The 20390-nt window shown below is 69.6% G+C and carries 17 protein-coding genes; 8 read left to right on the forward strand and 9 right to left on the reverse strand.

What is annotated here, in order from left to right:
- Positions 1-339 (reverse strand): hypothetical protein, encoded by a 339-nt coding sequence (locus H2Q94_RS26865; RefSeq protein WP_243789939.1) that lies wholly within the window; start codon positions 337-339, stop codon positions 1-3.
- A complete protein-coding gene (mca, locus tag H2Q94_RS26870; RefSeq protein WP_243789940.1) occupies positions 336-1217 on the reverse strand; it encodes a mycothiol conjugate amidase Mca in 882 nt (293 codons plus the stop codon). Before mca ends, H2Q94_RS26865 begins: the two co-directional genes overlap by 4 nt.
- Before the next feature lie 179 nt (positions 1218-1396).
- Between mca and H2Q94_RS26875 the strand changes: the two genes are divergently transcribed.
- Both H2Q94_RS26875 and greA read left to right on the forward strand, forming a co-directional pair.
- Positions 1397-1831: a DUF4307 domain-containing protein gene (locus tag H2Q94_RS26875; protein ID WP_243789941.1), complete on the forward strand. Its 435-nt coding sequence runs from the start codon at positions 1397-1399 to the stop codon at positions 1829-1831.
- A gap of 187 nt (positions 1832-2018) precedes the next feature.
- On the forward strand, positions 2019-2507 hold the full coding sequence (gene greA, locus H2Q94_RS26880) for a transcription elongation factor GreA (protein WP_243789942.1): 489 nt from the start codon (positions 2019-2021) through the stop codon (positions 2505-2507).
- Positions 2508-2706: 199 nt separating this feature from the next.
- Here greA and H2Q94_RS26885 read toward each other — a convergent pair whose 3' ends face one another.
- Positions 2707-5394 carry a glycoside hydrolase family 78 protein gene (locus H2Q94_RS26885; protein ID WP_243789943.1) on the reverse strand — a complete coding sequence of 896 codons (2688 nt, stop codon included), beginning with the start codon at positions 5392-5394 and terminating at the stop codon, positions 2707-2709.
- A 326-nt stretch (positions 5395-5720) separates the two neighbouring features.
- Positions 5721-6218, reverse strand: a complete 498-nt coding sequence (locus H2Q94_RS26890) for an Lrp/AsnC family transcriptional regulator (RefSeq protein ID WP_243789944.1) — start codon at positions 6216-6218, stop codon at positions 5721-5723.
- Positions 6219-6437: 219 nt separating this feature from the next.
- Between H2Q94_RS26890 and hppD the strand changes: the two genes are divergently transcribed.
- On the forward strand, positions 6438-7583 hold the full coding sequence (gene hppD / locus H2Q94_RS26895) for a 4-hydroxyphenylpyruvate dioxygenase (protein ID WP_243795922.1): 1146 nt from the start codon (positions 6438-6440) through the stop codon (positions 7581-7583).
- A 479-nt stretch (positions 7584-8062) separates the two neighbouring features.
- Here the strand turns inward: hppD and ilvA are convergent, their stop codons facing one another.
- Positions 8063-9274: a threonine ammonia-lyase gene (ilvA, locus tag H2Q94_RS26900; RefSeq protein ID WP_243789945.1), complete on the reverse strand. Its 1212-nt coding sequence runs from the start codon at positions 9272-9274 to the stop codon at positions 8063-8065.
- A 162-nt stretch (positions 9275-9436) separates the two neighbouring features.
- Between ilvA and H2Q94_RS26905 the strand changes: the two genes are divergently transcribed.
- Positions 9437-9688: a hypothetical protein gene (locus tag H2Q94_RS26905; RefSeq protein ID WP_243789946.1), complete on the forward strand. Its 252-nt coding sequence runs from the start codon at positions 9437-9439 to the stop codon at positions 9686-9688.
- 232 nt (positions 9689-9920) lie between these two features.
- Here the strand turns inward: H2Q94_RS26905 and H2Q94_RS26910 are convergent, their stop codons facing one another.
- The 3 genes from H2Q94_RS26910 to H2Q94_RS26920 form a co-directional block, all read right to left on the reverse strand.
- Entirely contained in the window at positions 9921-11057 is a 1137-nt protein-coding gene (locus H2Q94_RS26910; protein ID WP_243789947.1) for a cystathionine gamma-synthase, read from the reverse strand.
- A gap of 143 nt (positions 11058-11200) precedes the next feature.
- On the reverse strand, positions 11201-12559 hold the full coding sequence (locus H2Q94_RS26915; protein WP_243789948.1) for a hypothetical protein: 1359 nt from the start codon (positions 12557-12559) through the stop codon (positions 11201-11203).
- Positions 12560-12661: 102 nt separating this feature from the next.
- The gene (locus tag H2Q94_RS26920; RefSeq protein ID WP_243789949.1) at positions 12662-14032 is read right to left on the reverse strand and encodes a cystathionine beta-synthase; all 1371 of its coding nucleotides are present in this window, start codon (positions 14030-14032) and stop codon (positions 12662-12664) included.
- A 264-nt stretch (positions 14033-14296) separates the two neighbouring features.
- Between H2Q94_RS26920 and H2Q94_RS26925 the strand changes: the two genes are divergently transcribed.
- On the forward strand, positions 14297-15214 hold the full coding sequence (locus H2Q94_RS26925) for an SGNH/GDSL hydrolase family protein (RefSeq protein ID WP_243789950.1): 918 nt from the start codon (positions 14297-14299) through the stop codon (positions 15212-15214).
- Positions 15215-15500: 286 nt separating this feature from the next.
- Positions 15501-16721, forward strand: coding sequence for an acetyl-CoA C-acetyltransferase (locus H2Q94_RS26930; protein WP_243789951.1), 1221 nt, complete (start codon positions 15501-15503; stop codon positions 16719-16721).
- A 295-nt stretch (positions 16722-17016) separates the two neighbouring features.
- Here the strand turns inward: H2Q94_RS26930 and H2Q94_RS26935 are convergent, their stop codons facing one another.
- Positions 17017-17817 (reverse strand): Bax inhibitor-1/YccA family protein, encoded by an 801-nt coding sequence (locus tag H2Q94_RS26935; protein WP_243789952.1) that lies wholly within the window; start codon positions 17815-17817, stop codon positions 17017-17019.
- Between the two features lie 459 nt (positions 17818-18276).
- Between H2Q94_RS26935 and H2Q94_RS26940 the strand changes: the two genes are divergently transcribed.
- Both H2Q94_RS26940 and H2Q94_RS26945 read left to right on the forward strand, forming a co-directional pair.
- The gene (locus tag H2Q94_RS26940) at positions 18277-19707 is read left to right on the forward strand and encodes a collagen binding domain-containing protein (RefSeq protein ID WP_243789953.1); all 1431 of its coding nucleotides are present in this window, start codon (positions 18277-18279) and stop codon (positions 19705-19707) included.
- Positions 19704-20342: a class F sortase gene (locus H2Q94_RS26945; protein ID WP_243789954.1), complete on the forward strand. Its 639-nt coding sequence runs from the start codon at positions 19704-19706 to the stop codon at positions 20340-20342. The genes H2Q94_RS26940 and H2Q94_RS26945 overlap by 4 nt, the downstream gene beginning before the upstream one ends.
- Positions 20343-20390: the final 48 nt, after the last annotated feature.

Consider the following 20390-nt stretch of genomic DNA (forward strand, 5'->3'; position numbering starts at 1 on the left):
CTAGCGGGTGGTGGTACCGCCGCCCTTGACTTCGGGTTCGACCGCCTCCGCCGAGGCCGCTTCGGTGGAGTCCTCCTCGGCCCGCGCCTTGGCGGCGGCCTCGGCGCGCTGGACGCGGGCCGGGGCGGCCGCGGCGGCGCGCTGCTCGTCGAAACTGACCGGCAGCTTCTTCAGGTGCTTGGTCATCGAGCGGATCAGGAACGCCACCGCGATGGCGAACACGACCAGCAGCAACAGCCCCACCGGCGAGGACTTGCCGAAGTCCTCGCCCTGACCACCCGGGTCAGCCGGCGGCGGCGCCTGCGCGACCACCCAGGTCAGCGCCTCGTGCGCGTTCATGCCGACACCTTCTCCCGCACTCCGGAGAACAGGTCGTCCTCCGGCAACGTCGAATCGACCAGCGAACGCACCAGCTCGTAGTCCTCCGTCGGCCACAGCGCTCGCTGGATGTCCAGCGGGACCGCGAACCACCGGCTGTCCGGGTCGATCTGGGTCGCGTGCGCGCGCAGCGCGTTGTCCCGCACCTCGAAGTATGCCCCGCACTCGACGCGGGTCGTGACCCGCTCGTCGTTGTCGGGCCTGGTGCCGTCCCACTTCGCCAGCCAGTCGCCGTACGGCGACTCCAAGCCGCGCTCCAGCAGCGCGTCGTGGAACAACTGCATCTTCTTCCGGGAGAAGCCGTGCGAGTAGTACAGCTTCAACGGCTGCCACGGTTCGCCCGCGTCCTGGTACAGCTCCGGGTCGCCCGCCGCGTCGAACGCGGCCATCGAGACCTCGTGGCAGCGGATGTGGTCGGGGTGCGGGTAGCCGCCGTTCTCGTCGTAGGTGATGACGACGTGCGGGCGGAACTCGCGCAGCAGGGCCACCAGGTCGGCCGTCGGCCCCTCCGGGTCCACCGTCGCGAAGCAGCCCTCCGGCAGCGGCGGCGTCGGGTCGCCCTCGGGCAGGCCCGAGTCCACGTAGCCGAGCCAGCGGTGCCGCACGCCGAGGATCGCCGCGGCCTCCGCCATCTCCTGACGGCGGATCGCCTGCATGTTCTCCAGCACGTCCGGGCGCTCCATGGCCGGGTTCAGGATGCTGCCCGCCTCACCACCGGTGCAGGTGACGACCATCACATCGTGGCCGTCGGCCACGTAGCGCGCGGTGGTCGCCGCGCCTTTGCTGGACTCGTCGTCCGGGTGCGCATGCACCGTCATCAGACGCAGCTTCTCGGCCATCGGAGGCATGTTCCTTCCTGCTCACGTCATACCGGCCCCGCTGACTGCCGGCCGGACACCCACAGGGATACTCAACGAGGGTGTCGCCACCCATTGTTCCCAATGGGCCGACATTCACGAACGGCCGGGCGGGCATCGTCCGATCCGGCTAACCCCGATCGGAGCAGGAAGTGCCGACAGTGAGCAGCCAGGTCCCCGAAGGGCGGTACGGGTCTCGCGCCCGACGATCCGTCCCGCCGGTGGCTCGCTGGGCGCTCGCGGGCCTCGCCATCGCGGTGCTCGTCGCAGTGGCGCTGGTCGGATATCAGAACCTGGGAAGCCCGCCGATCGAGGGCAAGCAGACCGCGTTCGCAGTGCTCGACGACGGTTCCATGAAGGTCACCGCCGAGGTGCAACGCGACGACCCGGCCAAGGCCGCCGCGTGCGTGATCCGGGGACGCGCGGAATCCGGCGAAGAGGTCGGGCGGAAAGAGATTCTGGTGCCCCCGGCGGATGGCACGATTCAGCTGAGCACGGTGCTCCGCACCTCTCATCGAGCGACCATCGGGGAGGTGTACGGCTGCACCTACCGCGTTCCTGAATATTTGTCCACCCACCAGCGGCCAACCGGGTGAACAACTCTAGTCGGCCCCGGATGCTGAGATAATGCACTCCATCGGTGGGCTGATTTGTGCTATCGTCGGCTGCAGCACGGTCCCGCGCGGGCCGTGTTTTTTCCGTTCCTAGCAGTACCCGGAATTCGCAAGGGCGGAAGTTGTCGGCCCGCGAAAGGCGGGCCGCCGTCGACGAGGAGTGATGACCGTGAGCGATACCCAGGTGACCTGGCTGACCCAGGATGCTTATGCGCGGCTCAAGGGCGAGCTCGAAGAGCTCGTGGCCAACCGCCCGGTGATCGCCGCGAAGATCAACGAGGCCCGGGAGGAAGGCGACCTCAAGGAGAACGGCGGGTACCACGCCGCTCGCGAGGAGCAGGGCCAGCTCGAGTCGCGCATCCGCCAGCTGCAGGAACTGCTGCGTACCGCACAGGTCGGCGACGTGCCCACCGAGTCCGGCGTGGCCAAGCCCGGATCCGTGCTGACCGTGCGCTACGACGGCGAGGACGACACCGAGCAGTTCCTGCTGGCCAACCGGGAAGAGGGCGCACACGGCGACCTCGAGGTGTACTCCCCGACCTCTCCGCTGGGCCAGGCGCTGCTGGAGGCCAAGGAAGGCGAGACGCGGGAGTACGAGCTGCCCAACGGCGGCACGATGAAGGTGACCCTGGTCAAGGCCGAGCCTTTTTCCGGCTGAACCATTAGCGGTAGCGGGCGTGCTCGAACACGCCCGCTCCGCTTATTCGCTCCTGCTTTATGGTGCGCACCGAGCCACGCATGCACGTCTTCGCATCGGCGACCCCTTTAACACGACGCGGTTGGTCTCGCAGACCACTCGATCATCGGGACCACCGTCCGACTCCCGTTGGCAAGCCGCGAATTTTTCGCCGAAACCGTCAGGCCGCGAATTCCCACTTTCCTGATCCGATCTCGTACACGTCGTATTCGGCGTCCCGTCGAATGAATGACGCATTCGGATCCGCCCGGACCGCGACCGGCACGTGAACCTCGGCGGTGGTGTTCACCGGAACCTCCGCTTCGAGCCGGTACCGCCCGTCCACTTGCGACCAGCGGGTCACGATTTCCCCGTACGGCCCGGAGAACCGGGCCGTCGCCCGGTCCACACCGCCGCCGGGACGCGGGCGCACGAGCACCCTGCGGAACCCCGGCGCCAGCGGTTGGATGCCCGCGATCGTCCGGTACATCCATTCGCCGACGGAACCGTAGGCGTAATGGTTGAACGAATTCATCGACGGATCGTTGAACTCGCCATCCGGCCGGATCGAGTCCCAGCGCTCCCACATGGTCGTGGCACCACGGTCGATCTGATAGCCCCACGAGGGGAATTCGCGCTGCTCCAGCAGCCGATAGGCGGTGTCGAGGTGGCCGGTGGCGGTGAGCACCGGCAACAGGTACGGCGTGCCGAGGAAACCCGTGGACAGATGCCCGCCGCGCTCCTCGATGAGCGAGACCAGCCGGTCGGCGGCGGCGCCGCGCGACCCTTCCGGCAGCAGGTCGAAGGACAGCGCGAGCACGTATCCGGTCTGGGTGTCGCCGCGGCCCTCCGTGGCGTCATCGCGCAATCGGCCCGATGAGTCCAGGTAAGCCTGTTGGAAGGCTTGGCGCACTCGTCCGTGGTGTTCGCGGTGACGTTCCGCGTCCGCGGTCTCGCCGAGAGCGTCGGCGACTCGCGCGGCGGCCCGTGCCGCGTAGCCGACCCAGGCGGTGGCGATGAGGTCGCGCCGGGTCTCCTCGTCGACGTTGAGCCAGTCGCCGTAGCGCGCCCCGTCCGCAGGTCGCAGGTCGCCGTCGCTGGTCGCGGTCAGGTATTCGAGCCAGCGCAGGATCGCCGGGTAGTTCTCCGCGAGCACCCGCCGGTCGCCGAAGCGTTCGTAGAGCACCCACGGGACCGTGATGCCCGCATCCCCCCAACCGGCGGTGCCCGCGCCGAGGTCGCCGACGGCGGGAGCGATGTCCGGGAACGCGCCGTCCGCGCTCTGGGCGTCGCGCAGGTCGGTGGTCCACTTCGCGAGGAACCCCGCCGAGCTCGCGACGTAGGCGGCGGTCCCGCAGAACACGTTGATGTCCCCGGTCCAGCCGAGCCGCTCGTCGCGCGCCGGGGTGTCGGTGGGGATGGACAGGAAGTTGCCGCGCTGCCCCCAGGTGATGTTGCGCTGCAACTGGTCGAGCATCGGCCGGCCGGTGCTCAGCGACATCGTCTCCGGCAGGTCGGTCTGCAGCACCAGCCCCGTCACGTCGGCGGGTTCCGGCGCGACGCCGGTGACCTCGACGTAGCGGAAGCCGTGGAAGGTGAACTTCGGTTCCAGCACCTCGGTACCGCCGCCGAGCACGTAGGTGTCGGTGGCGGTGGCCTCCCGCAGGTTCTCGGTGTAGGCGGTGCCGTCGGGGTTGAGGACCTCGGCGTGGCGCACCCGCACCTCGGTGCCCGCCGTGCCGTTCACGCGCAGCCGGACCACGCCGACCATGTTCTGGCCGAGGTCGTAGACGTAGGTGCCGGGCGCCGGTTCGGTCCTGGTGGCCGCAGGCAGTTCCTCGGCCACGCGCACCGGCGGGTCCGCCTGGGCGACGGGGGCGACGCTGATCCCGTCGTCGACTTCGACGGCCGTCCAGGAGGCGGCGTCGTAACCGGGTTCGCTCCAGCCCGGGGTAGCGGCGCGGGCGTCCTGCGCCTCCCCCATCAGCAGGTCCGAGGAGCGGATGGCGCCGGTCGTCGTGCGCCACTCGCCGTCGGTGCCGACGGTGGTGCGGTTCCCGTCCGCGTGGTCGATCTCGAGTTGCGCCCGCAGCAGCGGCCGGTCGCCGTACTGGCCGGGGCCGAACATGCCCAGGTGACCGGCGTACCAGCCGGGACCGAGGTGCGCGCCGAGCACGTTGTCGCCATCGCGCACCAGTTCCGTCACGTCGTAGGTCTGGTACTGCACCCGCAGCCGGTAGTCGGTCCAGCCGGGCGCGAGCCGGTGATCGCCGACGCGGTGGCCGTTGATCTCGGCTTCGTACACGCCGAGCGCGGTCGCGTAGAGCCGGGCGCGCACGACCGGGGCGCTCACGCGGAAGGGCGCGCGCAGCTGCGCGGTGCCGCCTTCGGGATGCCGGATCCAGTGCGCGGTCCAGTTCGCCGCGTCCCGCAACCCGGTCTCCCACCAGGCAGGTTCTCCGTACGGCGAGGCGTTTCCCTGCGCGTCCCAGACCCGGACGGTCCACCAGTACCGGGTTCGCGGCTGCAATCGCGGGCCGCCGTATTCGACGAGCAGCGAGTCGCCCGCGAGCACCTTGCCGCTGTCCCAGACATCGGCGGCGCCTTCGCGCAACAGGTCCGCGGAGGTGGCGACGAGCAGCCGGTAGGCGGTCTGCACCTGGTCGCGGGCATCTGATCCGAGCCGCCAGCTCAGCCGGGGCCGTGACAGGTCGAGGCCGAGCGGTTCGGCCGCGTGCTCTACGTCCGTGCCGATCACGCGGACGCCAGGCCCGGCCGCGGCCGCCGTGCCGGGGTTGATCGCGAGGACCGCGGCGGTGCCCGCGGTGGCTTTGAGGACGGTGCGTCGGGTGGGGCCGTGCTGGTCCATGTCGCCTTCCTTCTCCAGCGCGAAGCGCTGCGGGCGACCACGGGCGGGTGCATCTCGCCGGCGGGATCGCGGATCAGCACTGCGCTGGGCTGTTCCGGAGTGAGCTCGGACGGATCAATGAAACGTTTCAGCCGAACGCATCAGTGCCCTTCAGGCGAACCGCGGACGATCGGCGGCGACTTGCCTCAGGTTTGCAACGAAAGCGCCGATATGGGCTTAAACCGGCGGATTCCACATCGAGGGCGAACTGGTCGAACTTGGAGCCAACAAGTACGAACATGGATAAAACGTTTCAAAAAAGAACATCTCAGACCGCACGGAGATCGTCAAGGCGCCTGCGGCTTCTCACCCGCCAGCCGCTCGAGCAACGGCCGCACCCGCGGCGGCACCGGCGTCGACAACGCGATCGACGTCGAGGTCCGCAACACCTGCGGCGCCGCCACCACCTCGTCGATCACCCGCTGCAGATCCGCGTTCGAACGCGCCACCAACCGGACCCACAGGTCGCCCTCGCCCGTCGTCGTGTGCACCTCGCACACCTCGTCGATCGCCGCCAGCCGCTGCGCCACCACGCTGCGCTGCCCCTGCGCGATCTCCAGCACGGCGAACGCGGTGAGCCCGTACCCCATCGCGGCCAGGTTCAAATCCGGCGGGAAACCGTGCAGCACGCCTCGCCGTCGCATCCGGTCCAGCCGTGCCTGCACCGTCCCGCGCGCCACGCCCAGCCGCCGCGAACACTCCAGCACCCCGAGCCGTGGCTCGTCGGCCAGCAACAGCAGCAGCCGAGCGTCCAGCGCGTCCAATTCCGCGTCCTCGAAGTCCACCAGCGCCTCCCTGCACAACCTGACCAGCCCGCCCGGCCGTTGACCGGAAGTTCTGCACACCTTGCCCACTGCAACGGAAGTCCCTTGCGCAGCATGCCCGACCGGATCACGCTGCAGCGCACGAACCTCGCACAACGCAGGGAGGCCATCGTGACCGGCACCGTCGACCACGACGACATCGGCACCACCGGCAAGCTCGATGACGTCACCTTCGATCAGATGCGCCGACTCGTCGGACTCGTCGACCACGACACGAGCCACGACCCGTTCCCGGTGCGGGCGATGGACGCGGTCGTGTTCGTCGTCGGCAACGCCACCCAGAGCGCGCTGTTCTACCAGGTCGCGTTCGGCATGGAACTCGTCGCCTACCGCGGACCCGAACACGGCTACCGCGACCACAAGTCGTACGTGCTCAAATCCGGCTCCGCCCGCTTCGTGCTGCAAGGGGCCGTGGACCCCGACAGCGCGCTCGCCGACCACCACCGGGCGCACGGCGACGGCGTGGTCGACCTCGCGCTGGAAGTGCAGGACGTGGACCGCTGCGTCGAGCACGCCCGCGCGCAAGGCGCGACCGTGCTCGACGAACCGCACGACCTCTCCGACGAGCACGGAGTGGTGCGCACCGCGGCCATCGCCACCTACGGCGAAACCCGGCACACGCTGATCGACCGCAGCCGCTACACCGGCCCCTACCTGCCCGGATACGTCGCCCGCAGCAGCGGCTACGTCAAACCCGAAAGTGCCCCGAAGCGCCTGTTCCAGGCCGTCGACCACTGCGTCGGCAACGTCGAACTCGGCGACATGGACCGGTGGGTCGCGTTCTACAACCGGGTGCTGGGCTTCGTGAACATGGCCGAATTCGTCGGCGACGACATCGCCACCGAATACTCCGCGCTGATGAGCAAAGTCGTCGCCAACGGCAACCACCGCGTCAAGTTCCCGCTCAACGAACCCGCCGCCGGACGCAAGAAGTCGCAGATCGACGAGTACCTGGAGTTCTACCGAGGCGCGGGCTGCCAGCACATCGCGCTGGCCACCGGCGACATCCTGCGCACCATCACGGCGATGCGCGCCGCGGGCGTGGAGTTCCTCGCCACCCCGGACTCGTACTACGACGACCCGGAACTGCGAGCCCGCATCGGTGAAGTGCGGCTGCCGATCGAGACCTTGAAGGAACACGGCATCCTCGTCGACCGCGACGAGGACGGCTACCTGCTGCAGATCTTCACCAAACCCATCGGTGACCGGCCGACGGTGTTCTACGAGCTCATCGAGCGGCACGGGTCGCTCGGCTTCGGCAAGGGCAACTTCAAAGCCCTCTTCGAAGCCATCGAACGGGAGCAGGAGTTGCGCGGCAATCTGTGAGTTGCCTCGTTTGCTTTGGGGGTCGGGTGGCGGAACCTCAGTTGGTCTCTCGCTGCGGGATCTTTTTCCCAAGTGGCTCCGCCACGAGGGAAAAAGCTGTCCTCGCGAGAGACCAACTGAGAACCCGCTGGTGAGCGGCTTTTTGACGTGGGCTATGCGCTTCGCGCATACAGGCACGGCCTTCGGCCGCCAGGCACGGCTTGCTTCGCTGCCGCACGGCACGGCTTCGCCGCAAGGCACGGCTTCGCCGCAAGGCACGGCTTCGCCGCAAGGCACGGCTTCGCCGCAAGGCACGGCTTGCTTCGCTGCCGCACGGCACGGCTACGCCGCGAGGCAGGCGGGGCTTTGCCCGCCCTTCGCGGGCTTCGCCGTTGAAAGCACCGCTTCGCCGCGGGACATGGTCTCCGGCCGCGGATCAGGGTTGGTTCTCTTCGCCCTTGGTGGTGGTCGCCGTGGGGCGAGGAGTGTGGGCTCGGGGTTCAGCGTTCCGAGGTGATGGTGAAGCCTGCCTTGGTGAGTTCGGCGACCACGTGTTCGCGGTGTTCCGGGCCTCGGGTTTCCAGGCTGATCTCCACGTCGACCTCGCCGAGGGCGAGGGCGCCGGAGATGCGGGAGTGCTCGATGTCCAGCACGTTCGCCGACAGTTCGCCGAGCTGCGCGACCAGTCCGGCCAGCGAACCGGGTCGGTCCGGCAGCCGCAGGCGCAGCGACAAGTAGCGGCCCGCCGAGGTCATGCCGTGCTGGATCAGCTGCAACATCAGCAGCGGATCGATGTTGCCGCCGGAGAGCACCGCCACGGTCGGCGAGGTCATCAGCTCCGGTCGCTCCAGCATGCCCGCGACGGCGGCGACTCCGGCCGGCTCGGCTACCAGCTTCATCCGCTCCAGGCACAGCAACAACGCCCGCGACAAAGCCTGTTCGCTGACCGTGATCATCTCGTCGACGAACGCGGAGACGTGCGCGAACGTCACCTCACCTGGCTCGGCGACGGCGATCCCGTCGGCCATCGTGCGGGTGTTCTCGATGCGCACCGGCCGCCCCCGCTCCAGCGACAACGGCCAGGCGGCGGCCTGCTCGGCCTGCACGCCGATCACCCGCACCTGCGGGCGCACCGCCTTCACCGCGGCGGCCACTCCGCTGATCAGACCGCCGCCGCCGGTCGGCACCACCACCGTGCCGACCTCTGGGAGCTGCTCGAGGATCTCCAACCCCACGGTTCCCTGACCGGCGACGACGTCCGGGTGGTCGAAGGGGTGGATGAACTCGGCGCCGGTCCGGTCGGCGTGCTCCTTCGCCAAGGCGAGGGTTTCGGCCAGCACCGCGCCCTCCGCGTGCACCGTGGCCCCGTAGGACTGCGTCGCCGCCAGCTTCGGCAGCGTCGCCTGCTCCGGCATGAACACGGTGGACCGGATGCCCAGCAGCGACGCGGCCAGCGCCACGCCTTGCGCGTGGTTGCCCGCGCTGGCCGCCACCACGCCCGCCGCGCGACGGCGGTCGTCGAGCGCGTGCAGCCGGACGTAGGCGCCGCGCAGCTTGAACGCACCCGTGCGCTGCAGGTTCTCGCACTTGAGGTGCACGTCGCCGCCGACGTGCTCGCTGAGCACCCTCGAATGCGCGAGCGGAGTCCGGCGGACCACGTCGACGAGATCCTCGGCCGCGGCGTGAATCCGATCCAGGCTGATCAGGTGCATGCCACCAATCGTGCACCAGCGCGAACTCCGACCGCCGAGCGAGGTGTTCGGTACGCTGCGCAATACGCGTGATCGACCTGCGGCATCGGGGCTCTGCCAGGCTCGCGCGGCGGACCCACAACGGCGCGAAGGCGCGCGGAGCGGACGCTCCGGGGAGGACGTATGACACCGGCGACGGAAACGTTTCCACTGGTCGGCGGCATCACGGTGGCGACGGTCCTGTCCGCGGCCGCGGTGTTCGCGGTGGCGCAGACCGGCTGCGACGATCCCGGCTCATACCGGGAACGGGACGGCGTAGTCGAGCTCATCGGCGGCTGCGTCCAGCCGGAGGACCTCCCGGTCACCCCAGCCCCGCAACTCGAAGACTCCCCCCACTCACTCCCCACCGACACGGACCCGTCGATCGCCCCATAAATCCCACAGGCAAAGCCGACTCCTTGCGGCCGAAGGCCGTGCCTGTATGTGCGAAGCACATAGCCCACGTCAAAAAAACGACCACCCGCGGGTTCTCAGCTGTCTTCTCGCGAGGACAGCTTTTTCCCTCGTGGCGGAGCCACTAGGGAAAAAGATCCCGCAGCGAGAAGACAGCTGAGGTTCCGCCACCCGGACACCCAAGCAAAAAGACCGGTCAGCCGACCAACAGAGTTCAGAGTGCGGCGAGGAGGTCCTCGACCAGGTCGTCGGCTTCCTCGATGCCGACGGACAGGCGCACCAGTTCGGCGGGGACTTGGAGAGCGGAGCCCGCGGTGCTGGCGTGGGTCATCTTGCCGGGGTGCTCGATCAGCGACTCCACGCCGCCGAGCGACTCCGCCAAGGTGAACAGGCGGGTCTTGGCGCACACGTCCAGCGCGGCCTGCTCGCCGTCGACGTGCAGGAACGAGATCATGCCGCCGAATCCGCGCATCTGCTTCGCCGCCACCTCGTGGCCGGGGTGCTCCGGCAGGCCCGGGTAGTAGACCTTCGAGACCTTCGGGTGCTCACGCAGCGCCGCCGCGATGCGTCCCGCGTTCGCGTTGTGCCGGTCCATCCGCACCGAGAGCGTCTTCAAGCCGCGCAGCGTGAGCCACGCGTCGAACGGACCCGGCACCGCACCCGCGGTGTTCTGCAGGAACGCCACCGAGCTCGCCACCGCGTCATCGGAGGTGAGCACCGCGCCGCCGACCACGTCGGAGTGGCCGCCGAGGTACTTCGTGGTGGAGTGCACCACCACGTCCGCGCCCAGCTCCAACGGCCGCTGCAGGTACGGGGTGGCGAACGTGTTGTCCACGACGAGCTTGAGGCCCGCGTCCCGCGACACCTGGGCCAGCGCGGCGATGTCGGCGATGGTCAGCAGCGGGTTGGTGGGCGTCTCGACCCACAGCACCTTCGTCTCCGGGCGCACCGCCGCGCGCACCGCGTCGACGTCCGACACCGGAACCGGCGTGTACTGCACGCCCCACTCGGTGAGCACCTTGTCGACCAGCCGGAACGTGCCGCCGTAGGCGTCATCGGGGATGATCATGTGGTCGCCGGGCCGCAGCATCCCGCGCAGCACCGCGTCCGTGGCCGCCATGCCCGAGGAGAAGGCTCTGCCGTGCTTGGCGCCTTCGAGCTCCGCGAGGCACTCCTCCAGCGCGGTGCGGGTGGGGTTGCCGGTGCGCGAATACTCGTACCCGGCGCGCATTCCGCCGACGCCGTCCTGCGCGTAGGTGGACGTGGCGTGAATGGGGACGATCACCGAACCGGTCGTCGGATCGGGTTGCTGGCCCGCGTGAATAGCGCGGGTGGCGAAGCCATCACTCATATACCGCAGCGTACGGACCACACGTCCTTGCGCCGTTCGGCAGGTCACCGTTGCGATCCGGCGCGTTCGGAGGAATACCACCCCGCCCACGACGACGGCCCCCGACCTAGGTGGTCGAGGGCCGTCGTGGCTGGATCAGCGGGTCACCACTGGGGCGGCTGCTGCCCCGGCTGCTGCGGGTAGCCGCCGGGCTGCTGGCCGTACTGCGGCGGCTGCCCGTACTGCGGCTGGCCGGGCTGCTGGCCGAACTGCTGCGGGTCGCCGTACTGCGGCTGGCCCGGCTGCGGCTGCCCGGGCTGGGGCTGGCCGTAGGGGTTCGGCTGCCCCGGCTGCGGCTGCCCGTACTGCGGCTGGCCCGGCTGGCCGAACTGCTGCGGGTCGCCGTACTGCGGCTGGCCCGGCTGCGGCTGCCCGGGCTGGGGCTGGCCGTAGGGGTTCGGCTGCCCCGGCTGCGGCTGCCCGAACTGCGGCTGGCCCGGCTGGCTGAACTGCGGCTGCGCCGCGTAGGGCTGCTGGGCGTAACCGGCCTGCGGGCCGCTCTGCGCGCCGGGACCGGCGGCGATCCATTCCCGCGTCGCGGGCAAGATCGCCAGCACCGTGATGGCGATGTAGATGAGGGCCCCGACGATGCCGGCGACGAGCAACCCGACGCTCGTGGCGAAGCCGATCGAACTGATCAGCTGGAGCAACGCGGAGACCCCCGCACCACCGGCCGTCACGTACGGGCCGAGCGGCTTGCGAGTGATCAGGAAGATGCCGCCGACCAGCATCGCGATGGAGGCCAGCAACTGGAGCACGATGATGAAACCGTTGCCCGCCCCGACGAAACCGAGCGCCGCGGCACCGAACAGGCCGATCACCCCGAGGAGCCCGGAGAGGGTCCCCAGCCCGCCGAAGACCGCGGCGACCCAGCCGACGACCTTCGCGATCGTGCCGTTCTCGGCGCCCGCGCCCGCCGGCTTGCCGATGGCGGGCGGCTGCTGCGGGAAGCCGCCCTGGCCGGGGTATGCCTGCGGCGGCGGTGCGCCGAAACCGGCCTGCGGGGCGGGGAATCCGCCGCCGGGAGTGCCTGCCTGCGGCGGCTGCTGCGGGAAGCCGCCGGGCTGGCTCTGGGTGCCCGGCTGGCTGTACATCGGCTGCGGGGGCTGCATCGACGGCGGCACCATCTGCGTCGCCGACTCACCGCCCTGCGCGTTGCCGGGCTGTTCGTACATCGGCTGTGGCGGCTGCATCGACGGCGGCACCACCTGCGTCGAGTCCCCACCGGCCTGCTGCGCGGGACGCACGACCTGGGTGGAATCGGCGGACGCCTGGCCGGAGTTCTGGTCCAGCTGCGCGGGGCGGACGACCTGAGTGGCGTCCGCGCCGGAGGACTGTTCGGTGGCCGGGGTCTGCGGGTCCAGCTGAGAACCGATCTCTGAGCCGGCGGCCTGCGCCTCTGACTCGGTCCCCTGCGGTTGCTGTCCCTGCTGACCGCCGTCCGGCGGCTGCGGAGAGCTCATCGGGTTTCCTGACCCCCTTGGGCGTAAAGCATGAGTCTGAAGCGAGTTGATCCACACGCTATCCGATATGTCAGCAGCGTAGCGGCCGTCCGTAACGAAAAGTCAACGCCCGGCGATGAACGCCAGCACGTCCTGCCGGGTGACCACTCCGGCGGGCTTGCCGCCGATGATCACCATCGCCCCGTCCGCGTTGGTCAGCGCCGTCATCGCCGCACTGACCTCCTCACCTGCACCGATGGTGGGCAGCGGCGGGGACATGTGCTCTTCGATGCGGTCGGCGAGCTGAGCTCGGCCGGCGAACAGCGCGTCGAGCAGGTCGCGTTCGTTGACCGCTCCGGCGATCTCGGCCACCATCACCGGCGGTTCGGCGTTGACGACCGGCATCTGGGACACCCCGAATTCCCGCAGGATGGCCACCGCCTCGGCGACGGTCTCGTTCGGGTGAACGTGGACGAGTTCAGGGATCGTGCCGTCCTTGCGCAGCAGCACGTCCTTGATGGCGGCACCCGCGTGGTCCGGGGACAGGAAGCCGTACTTCGCCATCCACGAGTCGTTGAACACCTTGCCGAGGTAGCCGCGGCCGCCGTCGGGCAGCAGCACCACGATCACGTCGTCCGGCCCGGTGCGTTCCGCGATGCGCAGCGCGGCGGCCGCCGCCATCCCGCAGGAGCCGCCGACCAGCAGCGCCTCCTCACGGGCGAGGGAACGGGTCATGGTGAACGAGTCGGCGTCGGAGACGGGCACGATCTCATCGCAGATGTCGCGGTCGTAGGTCTCCGGCCAGAAGTCCTCACCGACGCCTTCGACGAGGTACGGCCGCCCGCCGCCACCGGAGTACACCGAGCCCTCCGGGTCGGCGCCGATGATCTGCACCTTCCCCCCGGAGACCTCCTTGAGGTAGCGGCCGATGCCGGAGATGGTGCCGCCGGTGCCGATGCCCGCGACGAAGTGCGTGATGCGGCCCTCCGTCTGGCGCCAGATCTCCGGTCCGGTGCTGAGGTAGTGCGACTCGGGGTTGGCGGGGTTCGCGTACTGGTTGGGCTTCCAGGCGCCGTCGATCTCGGTGACGAGCCGATCGGAGACGCTGTAGTAGGACTCGGCGTGCTCCGGCGGCACCGCGGTCGGGCACACCACGACCTCGGCGCCGTACGCCTCCAGCACGCTGCGCTTGTCCTCGCTGACCTTGTCGGGGCAGACGAACACGCAGCGGTATCCCTTGCGCTGCGCCACCATCGCCAGGCCCACACCGGTGTTGCCGGAGGTCGGCTCGACGATGGTGCCGCCGGGCTTGAGCTCACCGGACTCTTCCGCGGCTTCGACCATGCGCAGCGCGATGCGGTCCTTCACGCTGCCGCCCGGGTTGAGGTATTCGACTTTCGCCAGCACCGGCGTCGAGGCGGACTCGGCCAGCGAGTTCAGCCGCACCAGCGGGGTGTTGCCGACGAGGTCGATGACGTGCTCGACGTAGTCCACAGCGAGTCCCTTTCGCTCTCCGTGACGATGTGAGGCTGAGCCTAAGTGCCGGTTTCCCGCGCGGTGACGCACGGGTGGTCCGGTGGCGTGCCGTTTCCCCGGTTCGACACCGGCGCGAGGTGATTCGTTCCCCGCCCGGTGAGTCGGCTGTTAACCCTGGTTCTTCGTGGCGCGACAGATGAGTGGGAACGTTTTTCCCACGAAAGGCGTATTCAGTAGGGGACAACGGCGGATGGCGTCGGGGTGGCGCAAGAAGGAGCGGGCATGGTCGGGACGCGGATGTTACGGCTGGCGATGGTCGCGGCGGGGACCGTCGGAGGCGTGTCGGGCGCCGCGTACGGACTGCTCAACGGACAGTCCTGGTACGCGCGGCGGGCCATCGGTGAGCCCACCGGCATCCCGCTCCGCTCCGACGGCGTCCACTTTCCGGACGGGACCGGTCCGGTGCCGCGGCCAGTTGACGGAGTGGAGCCGTTGCGGCTGGCGGTGCTCGGTGACTCCTCGGCGGCCGGGCTCGGAGTGGAGGCGCCGGACGAGTTGCCCGGGGTGCGGATCGCTCGAGGCGTGGCAGAGGAGCTGGAGCGGCCGGTCGAGCTGACCACTTACGCGATCGTGGGCTCCACGTCGCGGGATCTGGCCGCGCAGGTGGACGCGGCCCTGGTGGAGGCTCCGCAGCTGGTACTCGTGATCATCGGCGCGAACGACGTCACGGCTCGGCTGTCGGTCGCGGAGTGCGCGGCGCTGCTGGGCGCGGCGGTGGCCCGGTTGCGGGAGGCCGGGGTGGGCGTGGTCGCCGGAACCTGCCCGGACCTGGGCGCGATCCGCCCGATTCCGCAGCCGCTGCGTTCGGTGGCCTCGTCGTGGAGCCTCGCGCTGGGCCGCGCGCAACGGCACGCGGTGGAGGCCGCGGGCGGCGGCGCGGTGCCGTTGGCGGACCTGCTGTCTCCGGAGTTCCTGACCCGCCCGCAGGAGTTGTTCAGCCCGGACCGGTTCCACCCGTCGGCCGCGGGCTACGAGGCCGCCGCCGGGCTGCTGCTGCCCGCGTTGTGCTCGGCGATCGGCGAATGGCAAGGACCGCCGGTACCGCAGCCACCGGTTCGCTCCGCGGCGGCGGAGGCCCGTCGCCCCACGAGCCGAGTCGTGGCCCGCCTCAACCGGAGGTTCGGCCGCCAGGCGACCTGAGCTCGGATGCGCGCGAACTTGTTCCGCGTGGGTCTCCGGGTAGCGGAATCGCAGCGGCTTCACCGCTGACAGGACAACAGAACCCTGCGCAATGCCGGAGCTCTGAGCGGCGCGCCACTGCCAGCGAAGACGGCCGCCGAGAACAACGAGCGGCCGCGTCGCCGGTTGTTGGTGATGGTCGTCTCAGCACGTCGGGGCCGGTGGCGGTTTTAGGGTGTCGCCAGTAGCCGGCCCAGCCGTGCCGCCTCGGCTCGGCGTCCCCGTAGGCGAACGAAGGAGTTCCCGAATGCCCGAAGCAGTCATCGTCTCCGCCACCCGCTCGCCCATCGGCCGCGCGGGCAAGGGATCGCTGGTCGACGTGCGTCCGGACGATTTGACCGCGCAGCTGGTGCGCGCCGCGCTGGACAAGATCCCGCAGCTGGACCCCGCCGAGATCGACGACCTGATGCTCGGTTGCGGCCTGCCCGGCGGCGAGCAGGGCTTCAACATGGGCCGCGTCGTGTCGGTGCTGCTCGGTTACGACCACCTGCCCGGCACCACCGTCACCCGGTACTGCTCGTCGAGCCTGCAGACGACGCGGATGGCGCTGCACGCCATCAAGGCCGGTGAGGGTGACGTGTTCATCAGCGCCGGCGTCGAGGCGGTGTCCCGGTTCGCGAAGGGCAACTCGGACTCGCTGGACGACACCCGCAACCCGGTGTTCGCCGACGCCGAGGCCCGCACCCAGGCCACCGGGGAGCAGGGCGCGGACGAGTGGATCGACCCGCGCGAGTTCGGCAAGGTGCCGGACGTCTACATCCCGATGGGCCAGACCGCGGAGAACCTGGCGCGGGCCAAGGGCGTGAGCCGCGACGAGATGGACGAGTTCGGGGTGCGCTCGCAGAACTTGGCCGAGAAGGCCATCGCGGACGGCTTCTGGGCGCGGGAGATCACTCCGGTGACGACGCCGTCCGGCACGATCGTGGACGCCGATGACGGCCCGCGCGCCGGGGTCACGAAGGAAGCGGTGTCGGGCCTGAAGCCGGTGTTCCGCCCGGACGGCCGGATCACCGCCGGGAACTGCTGTTCCCTCAACGACGGCGCCGCCGCGCTGGTGATCATGAGCGACACGAAGGCGAAGCAGCTGGGCCTCACCCCGCTGGCGCGGGTCGTGTCGACCGGCGTGTCCGGCCTCTCGCCGGAGATCATGGGCCTCGGGCCGGTGGAGGCCTCCAAGCAGGCCCTCAAGCGCGCCGGTCTGGGCGTCGGGGACATCGACCTGGTCGAGATCAACGAGGCGTTCGCCGCGCAGGTCATCCCGTCCTACCAGGACTTGGGCATTCCGCTGGAGAAGGTGAACGTCAACGGCGGCGCCATCGCCGTCGGCCACCCCTTCGGCATGACCGGCGCCCGCATCACCAACACTCTGATCAACTCCCTCCAGTGGCACGACAAGCAGTTCGGCCTGGAGACGATGTGCGTCGGCGGCGGCCAAGGCATGGCAATGATTTTGGAGCGCCTTTCCTGAGGCCACCGCAGCAACACGAGAAGGGCCTCTCCCGGTGGGAGAGGCCCTTCTCGTTGAACTTTTAGCACCGAGTGCACAACGTCCGCCGGCGGCGAAGCCGTTCTTTGCGGCCGAAGGCCGTGCCTGAATGCGCGAAGCGCATAGCCCACGCAAGCAAGGTGACCACCGGCGGGTTCTCAGGTGTCTTCTCGCGAGGACAGCTTTTTCCCTCGTGGCGGAGCCACTTGGGAAAAAGATCCCGCAGCGAGAAGACACCTGAGGTTCCGCTACCCGACCACCCAAGCCGAACGACCGGCTAGTCGTTCTGGAAGTACGACAGCAGGCGCAGGATCTCGAGGTACAGCCAGATGAGGGTGGTCATCAGGCCGAAGGCGACGTACCAGGCGAACTTGGCGTCGACGCCGCTCTTGATGGCCTTGTCCGCGGCGTCGAAGTCCAGCAGGAAGCTGAACGCGGCGATGCCGATGCAGACGAGGCTGAAGATGATGGCGAGCGGGCTGCCGTCGCGCAGGCCGAGACCGCCGGTGGTGAAGAAGCCCGCGACGAGGTTGACCAGCATCGCGATGGCGACACCGGCCATCGCGCCGATGATCCACTTGGTCAGCTTCGGCGTGACGCGGATGGCGCCGGTCTTGTAGACCACGAGCATGGCCGCGAAGACACCCATGGTGCCCGCGATGGCCTGCATGATGATCCCGGAGCCACCGCTGCCCGCGAAGTTGTCGAGGGCGCCGCCGAGCACGTAGCTGATGCCGCCGAGGAACACGCCCTCGACCGCCGCGTAGGCGATGACGAGCGCCGGGCTGACCTTCTTCTTGAAGATGATGACCAGCGACAGCACGAAGCCGATGAGCGCCGCGGGCAGCGCCAGCGCGTACGCGCCGCTGATGTAGGTGGCGGCGCCGGTGCCGACGGTGAGGGCGAGCGTGATCGCGGTCTTGGTGACCACGTCGTCGATCGTCATCGGCCGCGTCGCCTTCGGCGGTGCGGTCGGCGCCTGGCCGGGCATGCCGAAGCCGCCCTGGCCTTGGTTGAAGTTCGCGTACCCGCCGTTGCTCGGCAGGTTCTTGAACGCTGGGTTGCTCGTAGTGCGCAACTCGTCCTCCTGGGCGTGCTTTGCGCCGTCTCCGGTACAACGACCGAACCTGCCGGTCGGTTCCCCACTGGTAAAAGCGACTTTACCCGCTTGGCGGCAGTCGCTTTCGTCCTGCCCGGAAGCTACGCCCGCGGGATAAACGATGAAATAACGATCACTCACCGTCGCAACCTTTTGCGGGTGTGGCCGCGGGTGCTCGGAAACTCCTGGAATGGCCGCTGCGCTGCGGCCGAACGAGTGGGGACACCTTCGGATCTCCCCGGAAAATCGCTGCCCGTAATGAGATCGATTACACCGTATGACCTCTTGTAGTGACCGCGTGTGATCGAAAGGATGCGCCTGGGTGTCCGCGTGCCATGCCGGGGGGCTTTCACGCCGGTCAACGCCGAATCGCAACGAGGCGTGCCGGAGCGCAGCACGCCGATGCCCTGATCTCCCAGACCTGAGACTGGAGCTTGCATGCGCACGTTCAGGAAGTTGCTCACAGCGGTGGTGGGTTCCGCTGTGCTCGCCAGCGGGTTGCTGGCGACCACGGGAACGGCCATCGCCGCGCCGGAGGAAGGAATCGGCCACGAAACCACTCCAGGACAGCCCTACGCGGGCAGCGAACGGGACCGGGACTGGCTGGGTTCCTACACCGTCGGCGGCAACCAGGTGTGGTGCGTTCGATTCGCGCTGAAGGCACCGGACACCGGCGAGCAGTACGAACCGGGCGACGAGCTGCTCACCAAGTGGGGCACCCCGCTGGCCGACGACGTCGCGGCGAACATCTCCTACCTGCTGCTGCGCTACGGCAACACGCAGAACCCGGACGAGGCGGCGGCGCTCGCGCACCTGCTGCACTCGTGGACCTCGGCTCCGCGCGACGAAGGCGACCTCGACCCGGGGCTGCCCTTCGACAAGATCGGCTACGACATCGACTTCCAGCTGGGCAAGCTCCCCCAGGGCGCCAAGGACGCCGTCGAGGAGCTGCGCGCCGACGCGGAGAAGAACCGCGGACCGTGGGAAGCCGGGCTGACCGCACCGGAGGAAGCACAGGTCATCGGTGAGGCCGCGGACTGGACCTTCGCGGTGAACCACCCGGACGGCACCCGCGTGACCGGTGTCCCGGTCAAGATCACCGCCACCGACGTCGAGGTCGAGGGCCTCAACGAGGACGGCACCATCACCACGCCGGACAACGGTGAGGCGCTTCAGCTGAAAGTGACGCCCACCGGGCCGAACCCGAAGCTGGAAGGCGAACTGGCCACCCCGGCCGACCGCCCCTACGTGCAGCAGGCCGTCGAGAACCCGGACGGCGTGCAACGCGTCGTGTCGACCGGCGGGGAGAACCAGATCAAGGTCGAGGACGTCACGACCGCGGTCACCGCGCCCGGCAAGGTCGCCGTCGGCAAGGTCGACGAAGAGAGCAAGGCCGGCATCGCGGGCGTCGCACTGCGGGTGAGCCTGCCCGACGACAAGCCCGCGCTGAAGCAGGACGGCACCGAACTCACCGGCCCCGACGGGCAGCCCGCGGTGGTCACCACCGGCGACGAGGGCACGGTGGAGATCGCGGACCTGCGCACCCCGCAAGAAATCAAGATCACCGAGGTGGCTCCCGCCCAGGGCTACGAGGAAGCGTTCGACGCGGCGAACCCGCCGTCGGTCGTGGGCACCGTCGAACCCGGCGGCACGCTGACGCTGACCGTGTCGAACAAGGCCAACACCCCCACCGTGCCGATCTTCATCCCGGCCGGTGACCCGGGTGCGAGCGGCTCCGTCGTGGCCGCCGAGGACACGGGCGCCCTCTCCCCCGGACTGCTCGGACTCGGTGCGCTGACGCTCACCGGGGCCGCCGTGGCCGGTGGCGTGGCGTGGCGCAAGCGGCTCGTTTCGGCGGGTGAGCGTTGATCGCGCAGCGGCGGCGCCTGCTCGCGCTGGTCCTGACCGGTGCGGTCGCGCTCGTGGCGGTGGTGGCCGTCGTGGTGGGCACCGTGTTCTGGAGCGGCGCTGAGCAGCCGGTCCGGGCCGCGGCACCGCAGCAGGCGGCTCCGGCTCCGGTGCAGGTCGCGGACCTGCCTCCGCAGCCGGTGCACATTGCGGCGGGTCAACCGCCGGGCACCGTCCGGTTGCCGCAGGGCGGCCAAGCGGAGCTGGTGCGCGAGGAGATCGACCGGTCCGGGACCCTCCCGGTGCCGGACGGCGTCGGCGAGGCCACTTGGTGGGGTGCCGGTCTGGACTCCCCGAAGGGCGCGACGGTGCTGGCCGGGCACGTCAACTGGAAGGGCGCCGTCGGACCGTTCGAGGAGCTGTGGGATTCCGCTCCGGACCAGCAGGTCACCGTCGTCGACGACGCCGGGACGGAGTGGCGCTACCGCGTCTCCGAGATCGTCACGCTGTCCAAGGAAGAACTGCCCGCCCGCGCGGCCGACCTGTTCGGCCAAGGCGGCGAGCACCGGCTGGTGCTGGTCACCTGCGGCGGCAGGTACGTAGGCGGCGACCTCGGCTACGACGAGAACCGAATCGTGGTGGCTACGCCGGTGTGATCTGCGTAGTGGCCGGGTAGCGGAACCTCAGCGGTCTTCTCGCTGCGG

The sequence above is a fragment of the Saccharopolyspora gloriosae genome, from assembly GCF_022828475.1.
Classification (GTDB): Bacteria; Actinomycetota; Actinomycetes; order Mycobacteriales; family Pseudonocardiaceae; genus Saccharopolyspora_C; species Saccharopolyspora_C gloriosae_A.